Source organism: Streptomyces sp. A18 (genome assembly GCF_059026065.1).
On the sequence record NZ_JBWLKL010000036.1, the window covers coordinates 23,061 to 43,670 of the forward strand.

Genomic DNA, 20,610 nt, shown 5'->3' on the forward strand with positions numbered 1-20,610 from the left:
TTGTGGCGCAGGGGCCGGGGGCGGGGCGGTTACCTCGGGTCGCGGTTGAAGACCGACTTCGACCAGAAGTAGCCGAGCGCGGTGAGCGCGAGGCACCACCCGAGCGTGAGCCAGCCGCTGTTGCCGATCTCGGTGCCGAGGAGGAGACCGCGCAGGGTCTCGATGGCCGGGGTGAAGGGCTGGTACTCGGCGATGGGCTGGAACCAGCCCGGCATCGAGTCCACCGGGATGAAGGCGCTGGACAGGAGCGGCAGCAGGATCATCGGCATCGCGTTGTTGCTGGCGGCCTCGGCGTTCGGGCTGACCAGGCCCATGCCGACCGCGATCCAGGTGAAGGCCAGGGCGACGAGAACGAGCAGCCCGAAGGCCGCGATCCACTCCAGGGCTGTGGCGTCCGTGGACCGGAAGCCGATGGCCACACCGACGGCGCCCACGAGGACCACGCTGGCGATCGACTGCAGCACGCTGCCGACGACGTGTCCGATGAGGACGGATCCGCGGTGGATGGACATGGTGCGGAAACGGGCGATGATGCCCTCGGTCATGTCCATGGATACGGAGACGGCCGTGCCGACCGTCGTGCCGCCGATGGTCATCAGCAGGATGCCCGGGACGAGATACGCGATGTACTCGGAGCGATTCGCCCCGCCGCCGCCGATACCCGCGCTCATCACGTCTCCGAAGATGTAGACGAAGAGCAGGAGCAGCATGATCGGGGTGAGCAGCAGGTTCAGGGTGAGTGACGGGTAGCGGCGCGCGTGCAGGAGATAGCGGCGCAGCATGGTGGAGGAGTCGCGCGCGGCGAGGGAGAGGGAGCTCATCGGACGTTCTCCTTGGACTGGTTGGACTGGTTGGACTGGTTGGGGACGGTGGGGTGGGTGGTGTCGCCGGTCAGGGCGAAGAAGACGTCGTCGAGGTCGGGGGTGTGCACGGTGAGTTCGTCCGCCTCGATGCCGGTGGAGTCCAGCCAGTCGAGGATGGAGCGGAGCTCGCGCTGGGTGCCGTCGCTGGGGATCTGCAGGGACAGGGACTCGTCGTCCGTGGTGACTTCGCGCAGGGCGGTGGCGGCGGACTTGTAGGCGTCCGGGTCGGTGAAGCGGAGGCGTACGTGGCCTCCGGGGATGAGTCGCTTGAGTTCTTCGGCGGAGCCTTCGGCGGCGATCTTGCCGTTGTTCAACACGGCGATGCGGTCGGCTAGTTCGTCTGCTTCCTCCAGGTACTGGGTGGTGAGGAAGACGGTGACGCCGTCGGAGACCAGCTCGCGGATGATGCCCCACATGTTGTGGCGTGAGCGGGGGTCGAGGCCGGTGGTGGGCTCGTCGAGGAAGATGATCCGCGGGTTGCCGACCAGGGTCATGGCGATGTCCAGGCGGCGCTTCATGCCGCCGGAGTAGGTGGACGCGGGCTTCTTGGCGGCGTCGGTGAGGTCGAAGCGTGCGAGGAGTTCGGCGGCGACCTTGCGTCCCTCGCTGCGGGAGAAGTGGTGCAGGTCGGCCATGAGGAGCATGTTCTCCTCGCCGGTGATCAGGCCGTCGACGGCGGAGAACTGACCGGTGACGCCGATCGCGCGGCGTACCGCCTGCGGGTCGGTGGCCAGGTCGTGGCCTGCCACTTGGGCCTCACCGCCGTCGGCCCTGATGAGTGTGGAGAGGATCTTGACGGCGGTGGTCTTGCCCGCGCCGTTCGGCCCGAGCAGCGCGAACACGGATCCGGCGGGGATGAGCAGATCGATGCCGTCGAGCACGACCTTGTCGCCGTACGACTTGCGCAGGCCGAGGGCGGAGACGGCGGTGGGTGTGGGAGTTGCGGGGGTGGGAGCGGGCGTGGGCATGACAGGTGAAGGCATGGAGTGCTCCGTTGGAAGGCCGAGGGGGGCTTGAGGGCTGGGGTGGTACGTACGCGGGGTGGTGCTCAGGCGCCGGCGCCGACGCGGCGGACGTCGATGTTGCCGTAGCGGGTGCGGGCGCGGACCTCGACGGTGTCCTCGTTCTTCGCCGGGGACTCGGACGCGGTGAGCGTCTTGCGTACCTGCCCGTGGTCGGAGCTGCCGTCGATCCAAGCGGCGGTGCCCTCGCGGATGCCGACTTCGATGGCGCCGTAGGAAGTCTCCAACTGGACGGTGCCGCAGGCGACTTCGCCCACACGCAGGGTTCCGTGGGCGGTGGTGGCGGCGACGGAGCTCTCGGCGCGGGTGATGTCGATGTCGCCGTTGGCGCCGCTCACCCGCAGGTGGCCGGTCACGGAGCCGACGGTCGTGGTGCCATGCGTGTTCTTCAGTACGGCGGGGCCGTCGACGGTGCCGATGCGCAGGCTGCCGGAGCTGGTGGTGATCTCGGCCATGCCTTCGACGTGATCGACGGTGATCGAGCCGTGGGATGCGGTCAGGCGCAGGGGCCCGGTCGTGTCGAGGCGGACGTCGCCGGAAGAGGTCTTGACCCGGACGTCGCCGAGCCGGCCATCGCCGAGTACCTGGGTCCAGGCGCCGGTCGCGTCGACGCGTGAGCCGGCGGGCAGTTCGACCGTGACGTCGACGGTGCCGGTGCGTCCGATGAGGTAGCGCTGCTTGGGCGTCCTGATGGTCAGTACGCCGTTCGCGTAAGTGACTTGGGTCTGGTCGGCCGTGCGGATGTCCTGGTCCTTCTTCGGGTCGCGGGGCAGCACCTCGACGACCGTGTCGAGGCGGTCGCCTGCGGCGAAGCGGATGGAACCGGCGTCCACGTGGGCGGTCGCCGAAATCGGGGTCGGAGTGTCGAAAGAAGGCATGGCTGTCCCGTCCTTGTGGGTCTTGGAAGGTGGGTCTTGGAAGGCCGGTCTGGGAGAGGCTGTGTGTGAGGGGCCTAGTGAGTGCTTGGGGTGGAGTTCGCGGCTGCCGAAATGGCCCGGACCAGCCAGGCGTTGACCGACAGGCCCTCGCGGTTCGCTGTCTCCTCGGTGCGTGCCTTGAGGTGGGCGGGCAGGCGCAGATTGACGCGGGCGGTGCCGCCGCGGTCGTCGCTCTCGGCGGGCGCGGCGGTTTCCTCGGGGGCGATGTCGGCGGGCGGCGGCGTCACCACGAAGTCGGGGTCGAGGCCGTGGAGTCGTACGTCGACGGAGCCGGGGGCGAGCTCGCGGGTGATCTCGTCCATCGCGGCGGTGAGCACGGTGAGCAGGGTCAGCCGGGTCGCCGACTCCAGAGGGGCGGTGAGCCGCTCGGCCACCTCGCGCGCTTCCTCCCCGCCGGCTTCGGCGGCCACCGCGAGATCGCGGTGGAGGGAGTCGACGTACGGGGTGAGGTCCATGACGCCATCATGGCATCAATTTGGCGCCACGCGCAAGGGTGGGTGGTGTCGCGAGTAGGTCGGGGTTGTGTGTGGCGCTCTGACCTGCAGAAATGTGGCTGGTGCGATGGGTGGCGTCGTGGTGCCACGTGGTGTCGCATGGTGGCGGGCTCTCGGGGGTGGGCTGACCGTAGGCTGGTCTTTCTGTGCACAGGTTGTGTGGAAGGCGGGCGGCTGGGGTGGGCGAAGTGAAGGTCGGTGCGGTGGCCGGCGGCGCGGCGGGGAAGCGGCAGAAGCGGATGCCGCGGGCCGTACGGGAGCAGCAGATGCTGGATGCCGCCGTGCGGATCTTCGGGCAGCGGGGGTACCGGGCGGCGTCGATGGACGAGATCGCGGAGGTCGCGGGAGTCTCGAAGCCGCTGGTGTATCTGTACCTGAACTCCAAGGAAGAGCTCTTCACCGCGTGCATCCGGCGGGAGGCGGCGGCGTTGGTCGCGGCGGTGCGGGGTGGGGTGAGTGGGGGCGGCACGAGCGGGGGCGGTGCGAGCGCGGGCGATGCGAGTGGAGGAGGCTCCGCTGACCGGCAGTTGTGGGCTGGGCTGCAGGCCTTCTTCACGCACACCGCGGAGCGGCCCGACGCGTGGGTGGTGCTGCACAACCAGGCGCGTACGCAGGGGGAGCCGTTCGCGGCCGAAGTCGCCGTGATGCGAGAGGAGATCGTGGCGTTCGTGACGTCACTGATCGCGGAGGCAGCGCGTGAGGCGCACCGGAATCCGGAGCTGGCGGAGCGTGAAGTGGCGGGCCTTGCCCAGGCGTTGGTAGGGGCGGCGGAGTCGCTCGCCGGTTGGGCGAACGGGGACGCGTCGGTGTCGGCGAAGGAGGCTGCGGCGACGCTGATGAACTTTGCGTGGGCAGGGCTGGGGGAGTTGATGGAGGGGCGGAGATGGGTTCCCTAGCTCTCCCTGGCTCCCCTGGCTTATTCGTTTTCTGGCCCTCTAGTTGAGGGCTCCGCTGAGGTGGGTGGTGGTGCCGTCGGAGCTGAGGAGTTGGAAGGCGGGGCCGTCGGCGGCGTACGTGACGGTGCTGGGGAGCAGTACGGGGGCCTTGAAGTCGACGCGTGCGTGGGCGACTTCGGGTGCGCCTCGATTCTCGTGCTCCGCGATGCAGCGGGCCGCGGTCCACATGCCGTGGGCGATGGCGCGGGGGAAGCCGAGGGGGCGTGCGGTGAGGGGGTGCAGGTGGATGGGGTTGCGGTCACCTGAGACGGCGCCGTAGCGGCGACCGAGGTTTGGGGGGAGCTGCCACTGGGCTCGGGCGGGAAGGGGTTCGCTCGGTGTCTTGGTGGCGGTGGTGGTGCCTGTGGTGGTGCCGGTGGCGGTGCCTGTGGTGGTGGCGGTGTTGCTGGTCCGGTGCCGGGCCAGGTAGGTGCTGCTGGAGGTCCATACGGTGGTGCCGTCGACGCGGGCTTCGGTGACGAGGGTGGCTTCGGTGCCGCGGCGGTGGGGCGTCAAGTGGGTCGCGTGGACGGAGAGTTCGAGGCTGTCCGTGGCTGCGAGGGCGCGGTGCCGGGTGATCTCGATCGACGTGTGCACGAGACCGAGGAGCGGCAGCGGAAAGGCACGGCTGGTCATGAGGCGCATGGCCAGGGGGAAGCTGAGGACGTGGGGGTAGGTGAGCGGGAGGGGGGAGGTGTGCTGGGGGGTGGGGTAGCCGCAGAGGCGGGAGTAGGCGGCGAGATGCTCACTGCTGGGGCGTACGCCGCTGAGGGTCGGGCGTGAGGTGGGGAGTGGGGCGTCGGGGCGGGGCCGCTTGAGCGGCGAGAGGATCGCGCCGCGGAGGAGCAGGGGGGCGAGCATGGGGGTCCTTTCGGTGCGGGTGCGGGTGCGGGTGCGCGTGCTGCGGGGTGCGGGGTCCCTGCGGGGCTTGGGCGGGGTGCGGGGTCCCTGCGGGGCGGGTGCGGGGTGCGGTGCTGGTGCGTCTTGGGGTGCGGGGCCGCGCCGGTATGTCCGTCCTCGCTATCGTCCGGTGGCCGCGGGGTTACTTCGACTAGGGAGTGCCGCGAACCGTGCTCCGGGCGGACATACCGGCACGTCCCCTCGCGAGCGCTCCCGTCTGCGGGTCCATGGGGGCACCACTACACGAACCCCCCCATCCCAGCTCCACCCCTTGTCACCGCGGGGCACACGGGCGGGTTGGCGAGAAGGTTTGTTCGGGCAGGCGGGGCTGCTGCGGTGCCTGCCCCGCCGCCCTGCGGCCTACGCCCCCAGCAGGCTCTGGCCGCAGACCCGCACCACCTGCCCCCGCACCCCGCCGGACGCGGGCGAGGCGAGCCATGCCGTGGCTTCGGCGACGTCCACCGGCAAGCCCCCCTGGCCAAGGGAATTCATCCTGCGGCCCGCCTCGCGGATGAAGAGGGGGACCGCCGCCGTCATCTTCGTCTCGATGAAGCCGGGGGCCACCGCGTTCACCGTCACCCCGTACTCCGCGAGCGCACCCGGCGCCAGCGAACGGACCAGGCCGATGATCCCCGCCTTGCTGGCGGCGTAGTTCGTCTGGCCGACGTTCCCCGCGATCCCGGCGATCGAGGCCGTGGCCACCACACTCCCGCCCCGGTTCAACGTCCCGGACTTGAGCAGCGCGTCCGTCGTGCGCAGCACGCTCGTCAGGTTCACGTCCAGGACGGAGTTCCAGCGGTCCGCAGGCATGTTGGCCAGCTTGCGGTCCCTCGTGATCCCCGCGTTGTGGATGAGGATGTCCAGGCCGCCGGGGGCCAGCGCCGACGCCATGCGCTCCCCGGCGTCCTCCGCCGTGATGTCCAGCGGCAGGGCTGTTCCGTTGAGCCGGTCCGCCAGCCTCACCAACTCCGCCTGGGCGGACGGCACATCGAGTACGACCACATGCGCACCGTCCCGCGCGAGCACCTCCGCCACCGCCTCGCCGATCCCCCGTGCCGCCCCCGTGACCAGCGCCGTACGGCCTGACAGGGGGCGGTCCCAGCTGAAGGGGGCCGTCGGCTCCGCTTCCCCCACCTCGATCACCTGGCCGCTCACATACGCCGACCTCGGCGACAGCAGGAACCGCAGCGTCGACTCCGCGCCCGCCGCCGAGCGCATGCGGACCAGCGTCGCCGTGCGGCCCCTGCCGAGCTCCTTGCCCAGGGAACGTACGAAGCCCTCCAACGCCTGTTGCGCCGCCGCCTGATGGTGGTCGGTCGGTGAGAGCGGTGCCCCGAGGACCACCACCCGCCCGTTCTCCGTCACCGAACGCACCACGGGGTGCAGCGCCGCGTGCACATCGGACAGGGCGGGAGTGTCGGCTATGCCCGTTGCGTCCAGGACTATCGCCGTCGGGCGGGAGGAATCGGGCGTCGGGTTGAGGTGTGTTCGGGACAAGACCCGGGACAGCTCCGGCTCGTGCGCGGATCTACCCGCCGTCACGTGCAGCAACTCGCCTTCCAGGAAGGGGCGTTCCGGGGTCCAGCGGTGCAGGGGCGACGGCTGCGGGAGGCCGAGCCTTCGGGTGAGGAAGCGGCCGGGTGCGGTGCCCGTGAAGTTCAGATAGCGGTCGGCCATTGTCCAACTCCCAGCTCGGTCGTAAATTTACTTCTGAGTAAGGTTACTCAAGGGTCAGGAGTTGGTCGAGACATGAATACCACCCGCCGCGTGGCGGTCATCGGCGGCAGCCGCATCCCGTTCGCGCGCTCCGACGGCCCGTACGCGACCGCGTCCAATCAGGAGATGCTGACCGCCGCCCTCGACGGGCTCGTCGAGCGATACCGGCTTGAGGCGCCCGGCGCGGTGGGCGAGTTCGTCGCGGGCGCCGTGCTCAAGCACAGCCGGGACTTCAACCTCGCCCGTGAGACCGTCCTCGGGTCACGCCTCGCGCCGACCACACCCGCGTACGACATCCAGCAGGCCTGCGGCACCGGGCTGCAAGCCGTCATCGCCGCCGCCAACAAGATCACGCTGGGGCAGACGGAGTCCGCCGTGGCCGGCGGCGCCGACACCGCGAGCGACGCCCCCCTCGGCGTCAACGACTCCCTGCGGAAGATCCTCCTGTCCGCCCGCCGCGCCAAGTCGGCCGGAGCCCGCGTCAAGGCCCTCGCCCGCGTGCGGCCCTCCCATCTCGTACCGGACATTCCGCGCAACGCCGAGCCCCGCACCGGGCTTTCGATGGGCGAGCACGCGGCCGTGACCGCCCAGGCCTGGGGCATCACGCGCGAGGCGCAGGACGAACTCGCCGCCACCAGCCATCGGCGTCTTGCCGCCGCGTACGACAGGGGGCTCCTGGACGGGCTTGTCGTGCCCTTCCGAGGGCTTGAGCGGGATCAGAATCTGCGGCCGGGGTCGAGTGTCGAGAAGCTGGGCACCTTGCGGCCCGTCTTTGGGGCGCAGGGGCCCAACCCGACCATGACCGCCGGGAATTCGACCCCCTTGACCGATGGCGCCGCCCTCACTCTCCTCGCCGGTGAGGAGTGGGCCGAGGAGCGCGGGCTCGAGCCGCTGGCCTTCATGACCGCGTACGAGACCGCCGCCGTCGACTTCGTCGGCGGTGACGTCGTCGGCGGGGAGGACGGGCTGCTGATGGCGCCCGCCCACGCCGTGCCGCGGATGCTGGAGCGTGTGGGGCTCGGGCTCGCGGACTTCGACTTCATCGAGGTCCATGAGGCGTTCGCCTCGCAGGTGCTCGCCACGCTTGCCGCCTGGGAGAAGCGCGGGCTCGGGGCCGTGGACCGTGACCGGCTCAACGTCGCCGGGTCCTCGCTCGCCACGGGTCACCCTTTCGCTGCCACGGGCGCGCGGATCGTCGCCACCCTCGCCACGCTGCTCGCCGAGCGCGGCGGCCCCGGGCGCGGGCTGATCTCCATCTGCGCGGCGGGCGGGCAGGGGGTGACGGCGATCTTGGAGCGGTAGCGCCGGTATCCGGCATCGGCTCCGCCGAGCCCGCCCGCAAGCCCGCGTCCCCCGCCACGCCGGACCACACCCCCGACCATCCCCCGACCAGGAGCCGCCACCCGTGTCTTCCATTTCCCCTCAACCCGCCCTCGTCGAGCCCGATTTGCGTCGCCTCGACGGCACCGTGCGCGAAGTCTCGGTGCCGCCGTTCGCCTCCGCCGTCAGCCGTGGCTCCCTCGCCGACATCCCCTTCGACAACGCCCGTGAGGCACCCGCCGAAGCCGTGCTCTCCCGGAAGGGCGACGACGGGCGGTGGCGGGACGTGTCGGCCGCCGAGTTCACCGAGGAAGTCCTCGCCGTCGCCAAGGGGTTGATCGCCGAGGGGCTCGCTCCGGGGGACCGGCTCGCCATCATGGCGCGTACGACGTACGAGTGGACGCTGCTCGACTTCGCGGGGTGGGCCGCCGGGCTCGTCACCGTGCCCGTCTATCCGACCTCATCCGCCTACCAGACCCGGTGGATCGTGCAGGACTCCGGCGCCGTCGCGCTCGCCGTCGAGACCGCCGCCCTCGCCGCGTCGCTCGGGCCCGAGCGTGACCGGATGCCCGACCTGGAACATCTGTGGTCTTTCGAGAAGGGGGACGTGCGGCGGCTCGCCGAGCTGGGGCGGCGCGGGGAGATATCCGATGCGGAAGTGGAGGGCAGGAGGGGTGAGGTGGGGCCCGACTCCGTCGCCACGATCATCTACACCTCCGGCACCACCGGGCGGCCCAAGGGCTGCGTCCTGACCCACGGCAACTTCTTCGCCGAGGTCGACAACGCGATCGAGCTGCTTCATCCCGTCTTCAAGTCCGTCAGCAAGGAGCCTGCCTCCACGTTGCTCTTCCTGCCGCTGTCCCACGTCTTCGGACGCATGGTCGCCATCGGCTGCATGCGCGCGCGAGTGCGGCTCGGGCACGCGCCGAGCATTCAGACCGAGGATCTGCTGGGGGATCTGGCGGGCTTCCGGCCCACCTTCCTGCTCGCCATTCCGTACGTCCTGGAGAAGGTGTTCAACACCGGGCGCGCGACCGCCGAGAAGATGGGGCGCGCCTCCTCCTTCGACCGCGCCGCCCGCATCGCCGTCCGATACGGCGAGGCGGTCGAGGCGCGGCAGCACGGCACGGGCCCGGGTCCGACGTTCGGGCTTCGCCTTGCCCGCGCGCTGTACGACCCGCTGGTCTACCGGCGGATCCGCGCGGCGCTCGGCGGCAAGGTGAAGTACGCGATCTGCGGCGGTTCGCCGCTCGGGCGCCGTCTCGCCGCGTTCTACGCGGGGGCGGGCATCGAGATCTTCGAGGGGTACGGGCTGACCGAGACCACCGCGGCGGCGACCGTGACACCGCCGCTGCGGCCCAAGCTCGGGACGGTGGGCTGGCCGCTGCCCGGTACGCGTGTGCGGATCGCGGACGACGGCGAGGTGCTGCTCGCCGGGGGTCAGGTCTTCGGCGGCTACTGGGACGGACAGGCCGGGCGTGCGGTGCCGGCGAAGGGGGAGTGGTTCGCGACGGGGGACATCGGCGCCCTCGACGCCGACGGGTACCTCTCCATCACCGGGCGCAAGAAGGACATCCTCATCACCACCGGCGGCAAGAACGTGGCGCCCGCCCCGCTGGAGGACTGGCTGCGCGCCCACCCGCTGGTCGGCCAGTGCATGGTGGTCGGCGACGACCGGCCGTACATCACCGCCCTGCTCACGCTGGAGGCGGACGGCATCGCGCACTGGTGCCGCATGAAGAAGAAGGAGCACACGCAACCGGCCGATCTGGTGGAGGACGCCGATCTGCTCGAGACCCTGCAGCGCGCCGTCGACGAGGCGAACAAGCTCGTCTCGCGGGCCGAGTCCATCCGGCGCTTCGCCGTCCTTCCCGTGGACTTCACGGAGGAGAGCGGCCATCTGACCCCGTCCCTGAAGCTGAAGCGGGACGCCATCGGGCGGGACTTCGCGGAGGAGATAGAGGGCCTGTACGGACACGCACGGTAGCGACTGTCACTCACCGTCACCTGAACGGGCGGGGCAGCTGCCCCGCGCTTAGGGTGATCGAGGGGCAGACCCTGGGAGGTTGCCGTGCGCAGAGCTGTCGCACTCGCCGGCGTGACCGCGCTGGCCGTGATGGGGACAGGAGCCTGGCTGCCGGGCGAGAGCGCGGCGGCCGAGCCCTCACCCTCGTCCTCGCCCGACCTGTCCCGCTACTACACGCAGAAGATCAAGTGGGGTGCCTGCGAGGGAGACGGGGCGGGTCTCATCGCGGAGACCGATGCCACCACCGTCCCCAAGGACAAGAACATCCAGTGCGGCAAGCTCACGGTCCCTCTCGACTACGCGAAACCGGGGCGCGGCACGGTCAAGTTGGCCATGATCCGCATCAAGTCCAGCGGTGAGCCACGGGGTTCGCTGTTCCTGAACTTCGGAGGGCCCGGCGGCGCCGGGGTCTCCGGGCTGCTCAACGCGCAGAAGGAGTTCGAGTATCTCGGCAAGGGGTACGACGTGGTCTCCTTCGATCCCCGCGGCGTGGGCGAGAGCTCACCCGTCAGTTGCGGGGACATGGGAGCCGAAGAGCCGAAGATGGAGGAGGACCCCGACGACCCGAGCGCCGTGCTCGACGAGGTGCGCAAGATCTCCGAGCAGTGCAAGAAGGAGTCGGGACCGGTCCTTCCGTACGTCGGGACGGTCAACGTCTCGCGCGACATGGACGTCATGCGGGAGGTGCTCGGCGACAAGAAGCTGAACTATCTCGGCTTCTCTTACGGGACACGGCTCGGCGCCGTCTACACCGCTCAGTTCCCGGACAAGGTCGGCCGGATGGTCCTCGACGGCGTGGACACGCTCACCGAGGACGTCGCGGAACAGGCCCTGGTCAGCGCGGAGGGGCGGCAGACCGCCCTCGACAACTTCATCGAGTGGTGCACGGACAACCCGGGCTGTGTCTTCGGCACCGACTCGCGTGCGGCACGCGGCCACATGGCCGACCTGATCAAGGGGCTCGACCAGTATCCCCTCCAGTCCGCGGACGGCGCGGAGTTCACCGGCCAGGACGTCGTGGAGGTGCTCGGCCAGTCGCTCTACAGCAGGCAGTCGTGGCCCGCCCTCTCGCAGGCGCTCGGCGCGCTGATGGCGGACGGCGACCCCAGGGCGCTGCTGCGGATGAGCGGCTCCCTGGCCCATCAGCGTCCCGGCAGCGGAGTCGCGGGGCGGGCGCCCGTGGACGTCCCCGCCGACAACATGGCTGCCGCGCTCATGGCCGTGAACTGCGCGGACGACCCGGACCGCCCCAGCGCCGCACGCCTGGAGAAGGAAGTCACCGAGCTCCAGCAGGAGTTCGAGTCGACGTCCGCCATCTTCGGCCGGTCGATGCTGATGCCGGTGCTGTTCTGCTACGGGCGTCCGGCAGGCACGGACTACATCCGTGACGACGTACGCGACGTGAAGAGCCCCGACTTCCTCCTGGTCGGCACCCGGGGGGACCCGGCGACGCCGTACCGCTGGACCGAGGAGACCGCGAAGCGCCTCGGGTCGTCGGCCATAGTCCTGGACAACAAGGGCGACGGGCACACCGGTTACGCGGGGTCGAAGTGCGTGCGGGACAAGGTGGACCGGTTCCTTCTGTACGGAGAGACGCCGAAGACCGGGAGCTCGTGCGGGGTGGAGGAAGAGGACTAGAGAGGGCCGGCGGTCAGCGGCCGGTGAGGGGTGCGGGCCGCCGGGTCCAGGCGCAGCATCGCTTCCTCGTCCGGGCTGCCGGGCGGCGCCTGGTAGGTGACCAGGCGCTGGCCGCCCGTCCGCGCGAGCTGCATCGTCTCGTACGTGAGCGTCATCGGGCCCACCTTGGGGTGCGCGAAGTTCTTGACGCCGCCGCCCCGTTCCTTCACGTCGTACCGCTCCCACATGCGCGCGAAGTCCGGTGATTTCAGGAGGAGTTCGCCGACCAGGGCGGCGAGCTGGGGCGAGTCGGGGTCGAGGCCCCCGACCGCGCGCAGGTGGGCGACCGACGTGGCCACGGTCTCCTCCCACGGGACGTAGAGGGTACGGCCCACGGGGTGCAGGAAGAGGTACCGCGTGAGGTTGCGCTGCTCCGGGGCCCAGTCCCAGAGGCCGGGGAGGAGATTGCGGGCGGGCGGGTTGGCGGCCAGGAGGCGGTTGTGGCGGCTGACCACGTACGCGGGCAGCGGGCGCAGAGCTTCCACCATGCGGACGATGGACTCGCGGACCGTGTGGTCGGCGGTGGGGTGCGGCTCCGTGAGGCGGCCCGATGCCAGCTCGGCCAGGTCGTACAGGCGCTCGTGGGCGTCGCCGCCGAGGCGCAGGGCGCGGGCCAGGGCGTCGATGACCGAGGGGGAGGGGTTCGTCTCGCGGCCCCGCTCCAGGCGCGTGTAGTAGTCGACGCTGACTCCGGCGAGCGTGGCGAGTTCCTCGCGGCGGAGCCCGGGGGTGCGGCGTAGGCCTGTGCCGGCCGGGAGACCGGCGTCCGAGGGGCTCACCTGCGCGCGCCTGGCCCGCAGGTATCTGCCCAGTTCCGTGCCCTCTGCCTTCGTCGCCATCCGTCCATTGTCCCCGGTGGGTGTGTGCGGGGGGTGGGCGTGGGGGGCTGTGTCAGGGCCAGGAACCCTGCGGTCTGCCGGGGCGGCGGGCCTGGGCGGAGTCTTGGCGTGACCCCGTCGGTGCTGCTTGCCGCGGGGGCTTTCCCGCCGACCCGCCCGAATTTCCCCCGCCCTATTGCCCCCCGCCCTATTGCCCCGCAGTCGATTGCCTCGCTGGAGATACCGCCCATGCCGTCCCCCGCTGTCGCCTCCGCTCCCGTCTCCCTCCGCACCGCGCCCCCCACCACCCCGACGCGCTCGCCCACCCTCGCCCTCCTGGCCTCCCTCCTCGGCTTCACCGTCATCACCGTCGACGTGTCCGCCGTGAACATCGCGCTGCCCGACATCCGCACCTCCCTGCACGGTGGCATGGCGGGGCTGCAGTGGGTCGTGGACGCGTACACGTTGATGTTCGCCGCCCTCATGCTCTCCGCGGGCGCCCTCGCCGACCGGGCGGGTGCGCGGCGCGCCTACGCCTGGGGAGTCGGGCTCTTCACCCTCGCGTCGCTCGCCTGCGCGGCGGCCCCCGGCATCGGCGCGCTCATCGCCGCCCGCACGGCGCAGGGCGGGGCCGCGGCCATCGTCATGCCCGCCTCGCTCGCGCTGATCCGGCAGGCGTACGACGATCCGCGTCGCCGCGCGAACGCCATCTCACTGTGGGCGGTGGGTGGTTCGCTCGCCCTGGCCGCCGGGCCGGTACTCGGTGGCGTACTCACCGAGGCGGCCGGATGGCGTGCCGTCTTTCTTCTCAACTTGCCCATCGGGGCGGTGATTCTCGCCCTCCTCGTCCGCACCGCTCCCTCTCCGCGACGCCCCGCACCCCTCGACTTCGCCGGTCAGGTCAGCGCCGTACTGGCCCTGGCGGGGCTCGCGTTCGCCGTCATCGAGGGCGGACACCTGGGGTGGACCAGCGTGCCGGTGATCGCTGCCGCCGGTCTAGCCATCGCGTCGGGCATCGGCTTCCATGCCGCCGAGAAGCGGCACCGCGCGCCCATGGTCCCGCTCGGCCTGCTGCGTGAGCGACGGGTCGGCGTCTCGCTGGCGGTCGGCTTCGCCGTCAACGCGGGCTTCTACGGGGTCGTGTTCCTGCTCGGGCTCTACTGCCAGCAGCTGCGGGGGATGTCGGCGATCGCGACCGGCCTGATGTTCGTGCCCCTGGCGTTCCTCACCACGGCTTCGAACCTGGTCTCGCCGCGCATCGCGGAGCGGATCGGCCGCCGTCGGGTGATCGTGGCGGGGCAGGCGGTGTTCGTCCTCGCGATGTTCCTGCTCCTGCCGCTGGCCGCGGACACCCCGCTCTGGCTGGTGCTCGTCCTGCTCGCCCCCACCGGCATGGGCGGCGCCTTCGTGGTCCCCGCGCTGACCGGCCTGCTGATGGACGCCGTCCCCGCCCACCGCGCGGGAACCGCGTCCGGCCTGCTCAACGCGCTGCGTCAGACGGGCGGCGCGATGGCGGTCGCACTGTTCGGCGCGCTCCTCGCGTCCGACGGCGCGACGGGCTTCTCGCTCACCGGGATGCGCGAGGCCCTCGTCGCGGTGGGCCTGCTGCTGTGCGCGACGACGGCGCTGACGGCGTGGCTGCTGCCTCGGGACGGGGCCGGGGATGGGGCCGGGGACGGCCGGTGACTCGCCCCCTCCGGCGTACCGTGGAGGCATGAAGCCTCTGCCCGATCCCGTGGCCGAGGCGCCGGTGATGTTCGGGATGCCGATGCCGCCGGGTGAGCGCGGGGCCCGCGTACCGGGTCCGCCCGCGGCGGGTCTTCGGCCGGGACTCCGACATGCGGGCGCCCACGAGGTGGCGGTTCGCCGGGGCACAGGGAAATCCGGTGGGAGCCGAGCGCACGCGCGGCTACGGTCCCCACCATGCGCCGACAAGCCGAACAAGACCCATCCGCCACGGGCCCCGTCACGCCGGACGACCTCGACGACGCCCTCCGGCTCGCCCTCACCACCCTCCGCGAAGCACCCCCGACGGCCTGGGACCGCAAGGCGGGAACGCTGGAGTGGGACTGCTGGGAAACGGTGGAGCACCTCAGCGACGACCTCTTCGCGTACGCGGCCCAACTCGGCCCGCGGCAGCCGCCCTTGGAGGGAGAGATCCCGTTCATCTGGGAGCCGCGCAGGCCCGGCGGCCCTTCCAACGCGATCCACGCGGACCAGGCGGCGGGCCCTGCGGGGCTGCTCCAGGTCCTGGAGTCGAGCGGAGCCCTGCTCATCGCCATGGTGCGCACGGCGCCCTCGACGACCCGCTCGTACCACGGCTTCGGGATCTCCGACCCGGAGGGCTTCGCTGCGATGGGGGTCGTGGAAACTGTGGTCCACACATACGACTTGGCCGCGGGCCTCGGCTTGAAATGGACTCCGCCCGCCGACGTGTGCGCCCGAGTCCTCCACCGCCTGTTCCCGGCCGCCCCGCGGGAAACGGAACCCTGGCCGACCCTCCTCTGGGCCACGGGGCGTGGCGAGTTGCCGGGCCGGGAGCGGCTCGCTTCGTGGCGGTGGCACGGGGAGCCCCGGTCCTGACTGGTTCGTGCGTGGATAACGAGGTCGCGCCACTGATGCCGTTGTAGCCTGATCGCCAGCCGGTCGACGGGGGAGGCAGCGGTGGGCCACGGGGTCAAGCAGATGAATCTTGTGCTGACGGGAGCTCTGGACAGCGACCAAGAGGAACTTGACACCCTCACGGCCCAATTCCGGTCTCATCTCCTGGAGTTGGACGTCGACCAGGTCGCGTTGGCTCGCTCCGGTGCGGCACCCGCGGGGGCCAAGCCGGGCGACCTGATCGCCCTCGGAGCGCTGACGGTCACCTTGGCTCCCTTCGCGCTGCGGGCAGTGCTGCGCCTGGTGGAGGCGTGGATCGAACACCGGCCCGTCCGTACCGTGAGCATCACGATCGGCGACGACACCCTTGAGCTGCAGGCCGTCTCATCGGCGGACCAGCGCCGGCTGATCGATACGTTCGTCGCCGCTCATGGGGATACCGCACCGGATGAATCCAGTGGGTCCTGAGGAAGCCGCCGTGTCCACGGGCCGCCATGCACTGCTCATTGCGACGGGGAGCTACGACAAGTCTGCCCTGAGGAGGCTGCGCTCCCCGGCGCGGGATGCCGAGGGTCTTGGCAAGGTACTTCAGGACCGGAATATCGGCGGCTTCGACGTACGCACCATCCTCGATGGTCGGCACTCTGAAGTAGCCCGCAGCCTCGAAGAGTTCTTCCTCGACCGGCGTCCGGACGACCTCCTGCTGGTGCACTTGTCGTGCCACGGCATCAAGAATGACAACGGCGAGCTGTTCTTCGCCGCCAAGGACACCGACCCGAGACTGCTCGGCTCGACGGCCGTCTCAGCCGCGTTCCTCCACACACAGATGGCTCGCTGCCGAGCGAAGTCGATCGTGCTCCTCCTGGACTGCTGCTACAGCGGAGCCTTTTGGCCGGGCGCCAAAGGCGACGACATGGTGCACGTCAAAGACGAACTGGCCGGTCATGGAAGGGTGGTGCTCACTGCGACCAATCGCACCGAGTACGCCTGGGAAGGCGACAGCCTCACCGAGGCCGACCCCGCACCGTCCCGCTTCACGGCAGCCATCATCGAGGGGCTGCGCACGGGGCGGGCGGACCGCGACCGCGACGGCCTGATCAGCATCAATGAACTGTACGACTACGTCTGCCAGCAATTGCTCGGCAGCGACGCCAAGCAGCGTCCGCAGCTCTGGGCCATGACTCAGTACCGGGTTGTCGTGGCCCGTTCGGTGCTGCGTCCGAGGGAAGAGGACCCCCCGGAGCCCTCGCTCGCGGCCCCGACGCCCTTGATGCCGGTGCAGGACAGCGAGGGGTCGGTTCTGGCGGCCGACAGGATCACCATCTCGAAGAACTCCTCCGGGGACAGCACATTCGTCCAGGAGCTGATCGGCCTGCTGCGTCAGAAGGAACTGTCGTACGCCAAGCTCCAGGAACTGGCCCCCAGCGAGAAGCAGCTCAAGGGAATCCTCGAGGGAGAGTTCCCTTCACGGCCCTTCCTCACCGAGCTCGTCGGATTCCTCGCCCCGGAAGACCTTTACGACTGGCTGGATCGCTGGCAAGAGGAGAATCAGCGACGCAAGCGGACAGGCCAGGCCGAGCCACGCAAACAGGTCAAGGTCCCGCTGCACCCTCCCGCCCCGAAGCCCTCCCTCGCCTTCCGGCTCTGGATGCCCGTCAGCACCGTACTCGCGCCCGCTCTGACATACGGCGCCACGGCCACGTTCACCGCCGGTCTGCAGGCCGAACCCGGCGCGGGCATCATCAATTTGGCCGTGTACGCCGTGGTGGGCCTGGTGGCCGTTGCCCTCGCGGATCTGCTCCTGGTGACCCCGATCGTCGAGCAGAGAGAGAACTTGTTCTTGACCGCCGCGGCCCTGACGGTCCTGGCGTTCGCAGCGGGCCTGATCGTGCCGTGGATCTGGGACGTCAGCGACGAACCCTGGTACTCGATCGCGGACCGCCTGGGCGTCATCTAGACCACGCCCACCGGCCAGTCAGGCGACAGGGCTGCCGGTGTACGTGACGAACGCGGCCCAAGTGGCGGGGGCCACCGCGAAGTTGGGGCCCTCGGGGTTCTTGGAGTCGCGTACGTGGATGGCATGGGGGCAGGGGGATACCTCTACGCAGTCGCCGCCTTCACCGCTGCTGTGGCTGGACTTGCGCCAGGTGTAGGCGACCTCCAGGCACGATCCGCCTTCGCCGCCGCTGTAGCTGGACTTGAACCAGTTGAGCTGCTCGATGTTCATCGCGCTCCCAGCATCTTCTCGATCAGGACCAGGGATTCCCGGGCGTTCAGCGCCTGTGATCGAAGGATGCCATAGCGGGCAGTGATGAGCCTGACCTCTTCTACGTCAGTGATCAGCCGGGGGTACCCCTGGACCTCCGTATAGGCCACCTGCTGTCGCGCTTTGCTGGTGACGAGGGTGAACACCCCATCCACATTGGGGTGTTCCGCACGGTCGGTCGGCATCACCTGTAGCTCCACGGTCCGGTGTCGGCCGACGCGTAGAAGCTGTTGCAACTGGCCGTCATGCACCAGGTGCCCGCCGATCGGCCGCTGAAGCGCGGCCTCTTCCACGATGAAGCTGCAGATCGGAGCAGGCCAGCGCTCGAAGATCTGCTGGCGGTCCAGCCGGTCAGCCACTCGCCTGTCGATCGTCTCCGGATCCAAGAACGGGCGTCGCTGGGAGAAGATTGCTCGTGCGTATTCAGGTGTCTGCAGCAGGCCATGGACGACTTGGTTGCTGTAGTCGTGCAGCTCGATGGCCTCGCCTTCCAGGCTTGCGTACTTCCGGTACCACTCCGGATGCCGCGTCCGAGCTTTCGACTGCGCCTCGCGTACGTCATCGGCGGCCGCCGCCAGCACGCCCCTGGCGTCGAGCAACTCATCGGCCCTGATCAGGAACTCCGGCTGCGGAGTCCGAACCCCTCGCTCCATGGCCGAGATGAGCGCCTCGCCGCAATGCGCCGCCTTGCCCAGATCTCGTTGGCTCATCCCCGCGTGCTCACGCAACACCTTGATCTGTTTGCCCAGCGCCCTGAAGAGATGCGCCGTGCCGTCCATCTCGGAGGGCCTTTCCGGCCGCTCTTCTCGATCCGTACTCGTCATATCCCGTACCGCCCTCGCGCAGTGGTCACGGTCGACACCTCATACGACCAACCAGCTGCACTCATACAGCTACGCTCCGTCGCGGCGTCGTACCTGGTCAGCGTAGAGCGCCATGGCCACGCTCGGTTACATGGAAAGCCAAATCTCCACCCCCCAAACCGAGTTCGAGTTCGCGCAGCGACTCAGCTCCACCCGCAGAGGCGCCCGCCTGGCCCGCATGCTCGTGACCCACGAGCTGTACCTCTGGGGAATCCCCCACGGCAGCGACCTCTCCGACACGGCAGCGCACATCACCGCCGAGCTGGCGGCCAACGCCGTCACGCACGGCCACGTACCCGGAAGGGACTTCGAACTCCGTCTCGCCTACGCGGAGCCGTCGCGCACGCTGCGTATCGAGGTGTCGGACGCGCGGGGCGACCGCGTCCCGGAGCTGCGCGCGGCCGACCCCGAGGCGGAGGCGGGCCGTGGGCTGTGTCTCGTCGAAGCGAGCGCCGCGGCGTGGGGCGTCACGGAGCGCCGGATCGGCAAGACGGTCTGGGCCGAGGTCCGCAGCCGGCGGCTGTAGGCACGTGGCGGGGGCTGGGGTGCGGAGGCCCGCACCCCAGCCCCCTCACCCCATGCCCGGCCCGTACCTCACCTCAACGCGTGTGACGTGCGGCCCGAAGCCTCGTCGATCTCGCCGTGCGCCTTCGTCAGGAGCTGCATCGCCAGCTCGTTCAGGGCTCGCGCCCCCGCGATCTCCTCGCCGACCCGTGGCTGCGACGAATCGGCAGGGTGTCGGCTCGCGTATCCGTGCGCCCGCACCTCACTCCCGTCGGGGAGTCGTACGAGGGCTGCCGCACGGGTGCGGTGGGCGTCCTCCTCGAATTCAAGCTCCACGTGCCAGCCCACAGTGGTTTCCATCATCACCATCACCTCCGGAACACCTGCTTCCAGAGTGCGCCCGGCCGCCCGCCGTGGTCCAGCGGGCGGCACGGAGACCGCTAGCAGTTGCCGCGCGCGGGCTTCCCCGCGAAGCGGTCCGCCAGCCAGTTCGCCGCCAGTGGCGACTGCGTGATGACCCCGGAGACGTGCTCGCCCAGTGGCACGGTGTGCCACTCCACGGTGGCGCCCTTCGCGCACCAGTCCTTGCGGACCTGCTTGCCCACGCCGTACGGGATCAGCTCGTCGGTGATCACGTGGTACTGGTACACCGGCGCGTCCGGAGCCCGCGTGCCGACCGCCGACTCGCGCAGGCGCTGCTGCCAGTCCGGCTGGTCGAGGGGGTTCTTCACCGTCATGTCGGAGATCTTCTTGAAGGCGCCGAGCACCGCACCGTCCGCCACACAGCTGTCGCGCAGCGTGCCGATCAGCTTCTTGCCCGCCGGGTTCAGGTACGACTCCAGGTTCAGCTCGGGGAAGGCCGCGTTCTGGCCGATGGCAGCCATGAAGATCAGGCCGGAGCCGTACGAGCCGTCGTTGAAGTCCGCCACCTTCATCAGGTCACCGGGCACTCCGCCGGCCGCCGTGCCCTTGACCTTCAGGTCGGGGGCGTACGAACCGTGCAGCTCGGCCGCCCAGCCGGAGGCCTGTCCGCCCTGCGAGTAGCCCATGATCCCGACCGGCGTGTCCGCGCCGAGCCCCGCGTCCGGAAGGCGGATCGCGGCGCGGGCGGCGTCGAGCATGGCGTGGCCCTCGGCCCTGCCGACCGTGTAGGTGTGGTCGCCGGGGGTGCCGAGGCCTTCGTAGTCCGTCACCGCCACCGCCCAGCCCCGCAGGGTGAGTTGCTGGATGAGGTTGGCTTCGAGGGTGGTCCCCCGGGGGAAGCCGGCGCTCGGGGCGCAGTGGTCGCCCATGCCGATCGTCCCGACGGCGTACGTGATGAGGGGGCGGGGTCCCTTCCTGCCGTCCTGCGGCACGATGACCGTGCCGGAGACGGTGTTCGGGTCGCCCTTCGCCGTCGTCGAGCGGTAGTCGATCTTCCAGGCCTTGGTGTTCGTCGGCTGGCCCGGGAGGGGATGGAAACTGCTGGGTGCGGAGCTGACGATGTCGCCCGGGGCGGCTGCGTCCGCCGCCGGGGCGGCCTGCGCCGTCACCGGGGTGATGGCCGAAAGTCCGAGCGCGGCCACCACGGCCAGGGCTCTCGCGCCGGTACGTATGTGCTGGTGCATGCGGCTCTCCCAACTGTCCTCAGAGGCTGGGGTGTTCAGGCGACGACCGTAGTGACTGGT

Annotated in this window: 20 protein-coding genes; 9 read left to right on the top strand and 11 right to left on the bottom strand. The window is 70.3% G+C overall.

The features are described from left to right. Positions 1 to 29: 29 nt before the first annotated feature. The 4 genes from AC5P1C_RS35095 to AC5P1C_RS35110 all read right to left on the bottom strand — a co-directional run bounded on the left by AC5P1C_RS35095 (position 30) and on the right by AC5P1C_RS35110 (position 3,278). On the bottom strand, positions 30 to 821 hold the full coding sequence (locus AC5P1C_RS35095) for an ABC transporter permease (protein WP_493870029.1): 792 nt from the start codon (positions 819 to 821) through the stop codon (positions 30 to 32). Next, positions 818 to 1,831 (bottom strand): ATP-binding cassette domain-containing protein, encoded by a 1,014-nt coding sequence (locus tag AC5P1C_RS35100; protein ID WP_493870077.1) that lies wholly within the window; start codon positions 1,829 to 1,831, stop codon positions 818 to 820. The genes AC5P1C_RS35095 and AC5P1C_RS35100 overlap by 4 nt, the downstream gene beginning before the upstream one ends. A gap of 80 nt (positions 1,832 to 1,911) precedes the next feature. Further along, a complete protein-coding gene (locus AC5P1C_RS35105; RefSeq protein ID WP_493870030.1) occupies positions 1,912 to 2,763 on the bottom strand; it encodes a DUF4097 family beta strand repeat-containing protein in 852 nt (283 codons plus the stop codon). A gap of 74 nt (positions 2,764 to 2,837) precedes the next feature. Then, positions 2,838 to 3,278, bottom strand: a complete 441-nt coding sequence (locus AC5P1C_RS35110) for a hypothetical protein (RefSeq protein WP_493870031.1) — start codon at positions 3,276 to 3,278, stop codon at positions 2,838 to 2,840. A 278-nt stretch (positions 3,279 to 3,556) separates the two neighbouring features. On the opposite strand from AC5P1C_RS35110, the gene AC5P1C_RS35115 reads away from it, so the two are divergent. Beyond that, positions 3,557 to 4,213, top strand: coding sequence for a TetR/AcrR family transcriptional regulator (locus AC5P1C_RS35115; protein ID WP_493870078.1), 657 nt, complete (start codon positions 3,557 to 3,559; stop codon positions 4,211 to 4,213). A 39-nt stretch (positions 4,214 to 4,252) separates the two neighbouring features. Here the strand turns inward: AC5P1C_RS35115 and AC5P1C_RS35120 are convergent, their stop codons facing one another. Both AC5P1C_RS35120 and AC5P1C_RS35125 read right to left on the bottom strand, forming a co-directional pair. After that, positions 4,253 to 5,113: a MaoC family dehydratase gene (locus tag AC5P1C_RS35120; protein WP_493870032.1), complete on the bottom strand. Its 861-nt coding sequence runs from the start codon at positions 5,111 to 5,113 to the stop codon at positions 4,253 to 4,255. A 399-nt stretch (positions 5,114 to 5,512) separates the two neighbouring features. Continuing rightward, complete coding sequence (locus AC5P1C_RS35125) at positions 5,513 to 6,829, bottom strand: 3-oxoacyl-ACP reductase (protein ID WP_493870033.1); 1,317 nt, start codon at positions 6,827 to 6,829, stop codon at positions 5,513 to 5,515. Between the two features lie 72 nt (positions 6,830 to 6,901). Between AC5P1C_RS35125 and AC5P1C_RS35130 the strand changes: the two genes are divergently transcribed. From AC5P1C_RS35130 to AC5P1C_RS35140, 3 genes are all read left to right on the top strand, one after another. Further along, positions 6,902 to 8,170 (top strand): acetyl-CoA C-acetyltransferase, encoded by a 1,269-nt coding sequence (locus AC5P1C_RS35130; protein WP_493870034.1) that lies wholly within the window; start codon positions 6,902 to 6,904, stop codon positions 8,168 to 8,170. Between the two features lie 103 nt (positions 8,171 to 8,273). Continuing rightward, positions 8,274 to 10,175, top strand: coding sequence for an AMP-dependent synthetase/ligase (locus AC5P1C_RS35135; protein ID WP_493870035.1), 1,902 nt, complete (start codon positions 8,274 to 8,276; stop codon positions 10,173 to 10,175). Positions 10,176 to 10,259: 84 nt separating this feature from the next. Then, entirely contained in the window at positions 10,260 to 11,852 is a 1,593-nt protein-coding gene (locus AC5P1C_RS35140) for an alpha/beta hydrolase (RefSeq protein WP_493870036.1), read from the top strand. Here the strand turns inward: AC5P1C_RS35140 and AC5P1C_RS35145 are convergent. Next, positions 11,849 to 12,730 carry a helix-turn-helix transcriptional regulator gene (locus AC5P1C_RS35145; protein ID WP_493870037.1) on the bottom strand — a complete coding sequence of 294 codons (882 nt, stop codon included), beginning with the start codon at positions 12,728 to 12,730 and terminating at the stop codon, positions 11,849 to 11,851. The genes AC5P1C_RS35140 and AC5P1C_RS35145 overlap by 4 nt on opposite strands. Before the next feature lie 228 nt (positions 12,731 to 12,958). Between AC5P1C_RS35145 and AC5P1C_RS35150 the strand changes: the two genes are divergently transcribed. The 4 genes from AC5P1C_RS35150 to AC5P1C_RS35165 all read left to right on the top strand — a co-directional run bounded on the left by AC5P1C_RS35150 (position 12,959) and on the right by AC5P1C_RS35165 (position 17,267). After that, positions 12,959 to 14,395, top strand: a complete 1,437-nt coding sequence (locus AC5P1C_RS35150) for an MFS transporter (RefSeq protein WP_493870038.1) — start codon at positions 12,959 to 12,961, stop codon at positions 14,393 to 14,395. Between the two features lie 237 nt (positions 14,396 to 14,632). Further along, positions 14,633 to 15,292, top strand: coding sequence for a maleylpyruvate isomerase mycothiol-dependent enzyme family protein (locus tag AC5P1C_RS35155; protein ID WP_493870039.1), 660 nt, complete (start codon positions 14,633 to 14,635; stop codon positions 15,290 to 15,292). Positions 15,293 to 15,394: 102 nt separating this feature from the next. Beyond that, a complete protein-coding gene (locus AC5P1C_RS35160; protein WP_493870040.1) occupies positions 15,395 to 15,778 on the top strand; it encodes a hypothetical protein in 384 nt (127 codons plus the stop codon). A 10-nt stretch (positions 15,779 to 15,788) separates the two neighbouring features. Then, positions 15,789 to 17,267, top strand: a complete 1,479-nt coding sequence (locus AC5P1C_RS35165; RefSeq protein ID WP_493870041.1) for a caspase family protein — start codon at positions 15,789 to 15,791, stop codon at positions 17,265 to 17,267. An 18-nt stretch (positions 17,268 to 17,285) separates the two neighbouring features. On the opposite strand, the gene AC5P1C_RS35170 is transcribed toward AC5P1C_RS35165, so the two are convergent. Next, a complete protein-coding gene (locus tag AC5P1C_RS35170) occupies positions 17,286 to 17,537 on the bottom strand; it encodes a DUF397 domain-containing protein (protein ID WP_493870042.1) in 252 nt (83 codons plus the stop codon). Continuing rightward, positions 17,534 to 18,400, bottom strand: a complete 867-nt coding sequence (locus AC5P1C_RS35175; protein ID WP_493870043.1) for a helix-turn-helix domain-containing protein — start codon at positions 18,398 to 18,400, stop codon at positions 17,534 to 17,536. Before AC5P1C_RS35175 ends, AC5P1C_RS35170 begins: the two co-directional genes overlap by 4 nt. Positions 18,401 to 18,530: 130 nt before the next feature. Here AC5P1C_RS35175 and AC5P1C_RS35180 point away from each other — a divergent pair, with 130 nt between their 5' ends. Further along, complete coding sequence (locus tag AC5P1C_RS35180) at positions 18,531 to 18,965, top strand: ATP-binding protein (RefSeq protein ID WP_493870044.1); 435 nt, start codon at positions 18,531 to 18,533, stop codon at positions 18,963 to 18,965. A 68-nt stretch (positions 18,966 to 19,033) separates the two neighbouring features. Here the strand turns inward: AC5P1C_RS35180 and AC5P1C_RS35185 are convergent, their stop codons facing one another. Together AC5P1C_RS35185 and AC5P1C_RS35190 are read right to left on the bottom strand one after the other, a co-directional pair. Beyond that, positions 19,034 to 19,306 (bottom strand): DUF1876 domain-containing protein, encoded by a 273-nt coding sequence (locus AC5P1C_RS35185; protein WP_493870045.1) that lies wholly within the window; start codon positions 19,304 to 19,306, stop codon positions 19,034 to 19,036. Between the two features lie 77 nt (positions 19,307 to 19,383). After that, positions 19,384 to 20,550 carry a lipase family protein gene (locus AC5P1C_RS35190; RefSeq protein ID WP_493870046.1) on the bottom strand — a complete coding sequence of 389 codons (1,167 nt, stop codon included), beginning with the start codon at positions 20,548 to 20,550 and terminating at the stop codon, positions 19,384 to 19,386. Between the last annotated feature and the right edge of the window lie 60 nt (positions 20,551 to 20,610).

Bases quoted from the DNA above. Each gene is read 5' to 3' on its own strand.
- AC5P1C_RS35145 (WP_493870037.1), bottom strand. From the start codon at position 12,730: ATGGCGACGAAGGCAGAGGGCACGGAACTGGGCAGATACCTGCGGGCC.
- AC5P1C_RS35190 (WP_493870046.1), bottom strand. From the start codon at position 20,550: ATGCACCAGCACATACGTACCGGCGCGAGAGCCCTGGCCGTGGTGGCC.
- AC5P1C_RS35170 (WP_493870042.1), bottom strand. From the start codon at position 17,537: ATGAACATCGAGCAGCTCAACTGGTTCAAGTCCAGCTACAGCGGCGGC.
- AC5P1C_RS35095 (WP_493870029.1), bottom strand. From the start codon at position 821: ATGAGCTCCCTCTCCCTCGCCGCGCGCGACTCCTCCACCATGCTGCGC.
- AC5P1C_RS35100 (WP_493870077.1), bottom strand. From the start codon at position 1,831: ATGCCCACGCCCGCTCCCACCCCCGCAACTCCCACACCCACCGCCGTC.
- AC5P1C_RS35125 (WP_493870033.1), bottom strand. From the start codon at position 6,829: ATGGCCGACCGCTATCTGAACTTCACGGGCACCGCACCCGGCCGCTTC.
- AC5P1C_RS35185 (WP_493870045.1), bottom strand. From the start codon at position 19,306: ATGATGGAAACCACTGTGGGCTGGCACGTGGAGCTTGAATTCGAGGAG.
- AC5P1C_RS35150 (WP_493870038.1), top strand. From the start codon at position 12,959: ATGCCGTCCCCCGCTGTCGCCTCCGCTCCCGTCTCCCTCCGCACCGCG.
- AC5P1C_RS35110 (WP_493870031.1), bottom strand. From the start codon at position 3,278: ATGGACCTCACCCCGTACGTCGACTCCCTCCACCGCGATCTCGCGGTG.
- AC5P1C_RS35120 (WP_493870032.1), bottom strand. From the start codon at position 5,113: ATGCTCGCCCCCCTGCTCCTCCGCGGCGCGATCCTCTCGCCGCTCAAG.
- AC5P1C_RS35160 (WP_493870040.1), top strand. From the start codon at position 15,395: ATGAATCTTGTGCTGACGGGAGCTCTGGACAGCGACCAAGAGGAACTT.
- AC5P1C_RS35155 (WP_493870039.1), top strand. From the start codon at position 14,633: ATGCGCCGACAAGCCGAACAAGACCCATCCGCCACGGGCCCCGTCACG.
- AC5P1C_RS35115 (WP_493870078.1), top strand. From the start codon at position 3,557: ATGCCGCGGGCCGTACGGGAGCAGCAGATGCTGGATGCCGCCGTGCGG.
- AC5P1C_RS35180 (WP_493870044.1), top strand. From the start codon at position 18,531: ATGGAAAGCCAAATCTCCACCCCCCAAACCGAGTTCGAGTTCGCGCAG.
- AC5P1C_RS35105 (WP_493870030.1), bottom strand. From the start codon at position 2,763: ATGCCTTCTTTCGACACTCCGACCCCGATTTCGGCGACCGCCCACGTG.
- AC5P1C_RS35175 (WP_493870043.1), bottom strand. From the start codon at position 18,400: ATGACGAGTACGGATCGAGAAGAGCGGCCGGAAAGGCCCTCCGAGATG.
- AC5P1C_RS35130 (WP_493870034.1), top strand. From the start codon at position 6,902: ATGAATACCACCCGCCGCGTGGCGGTCATCGGCGGCAGCCGCATCCCG.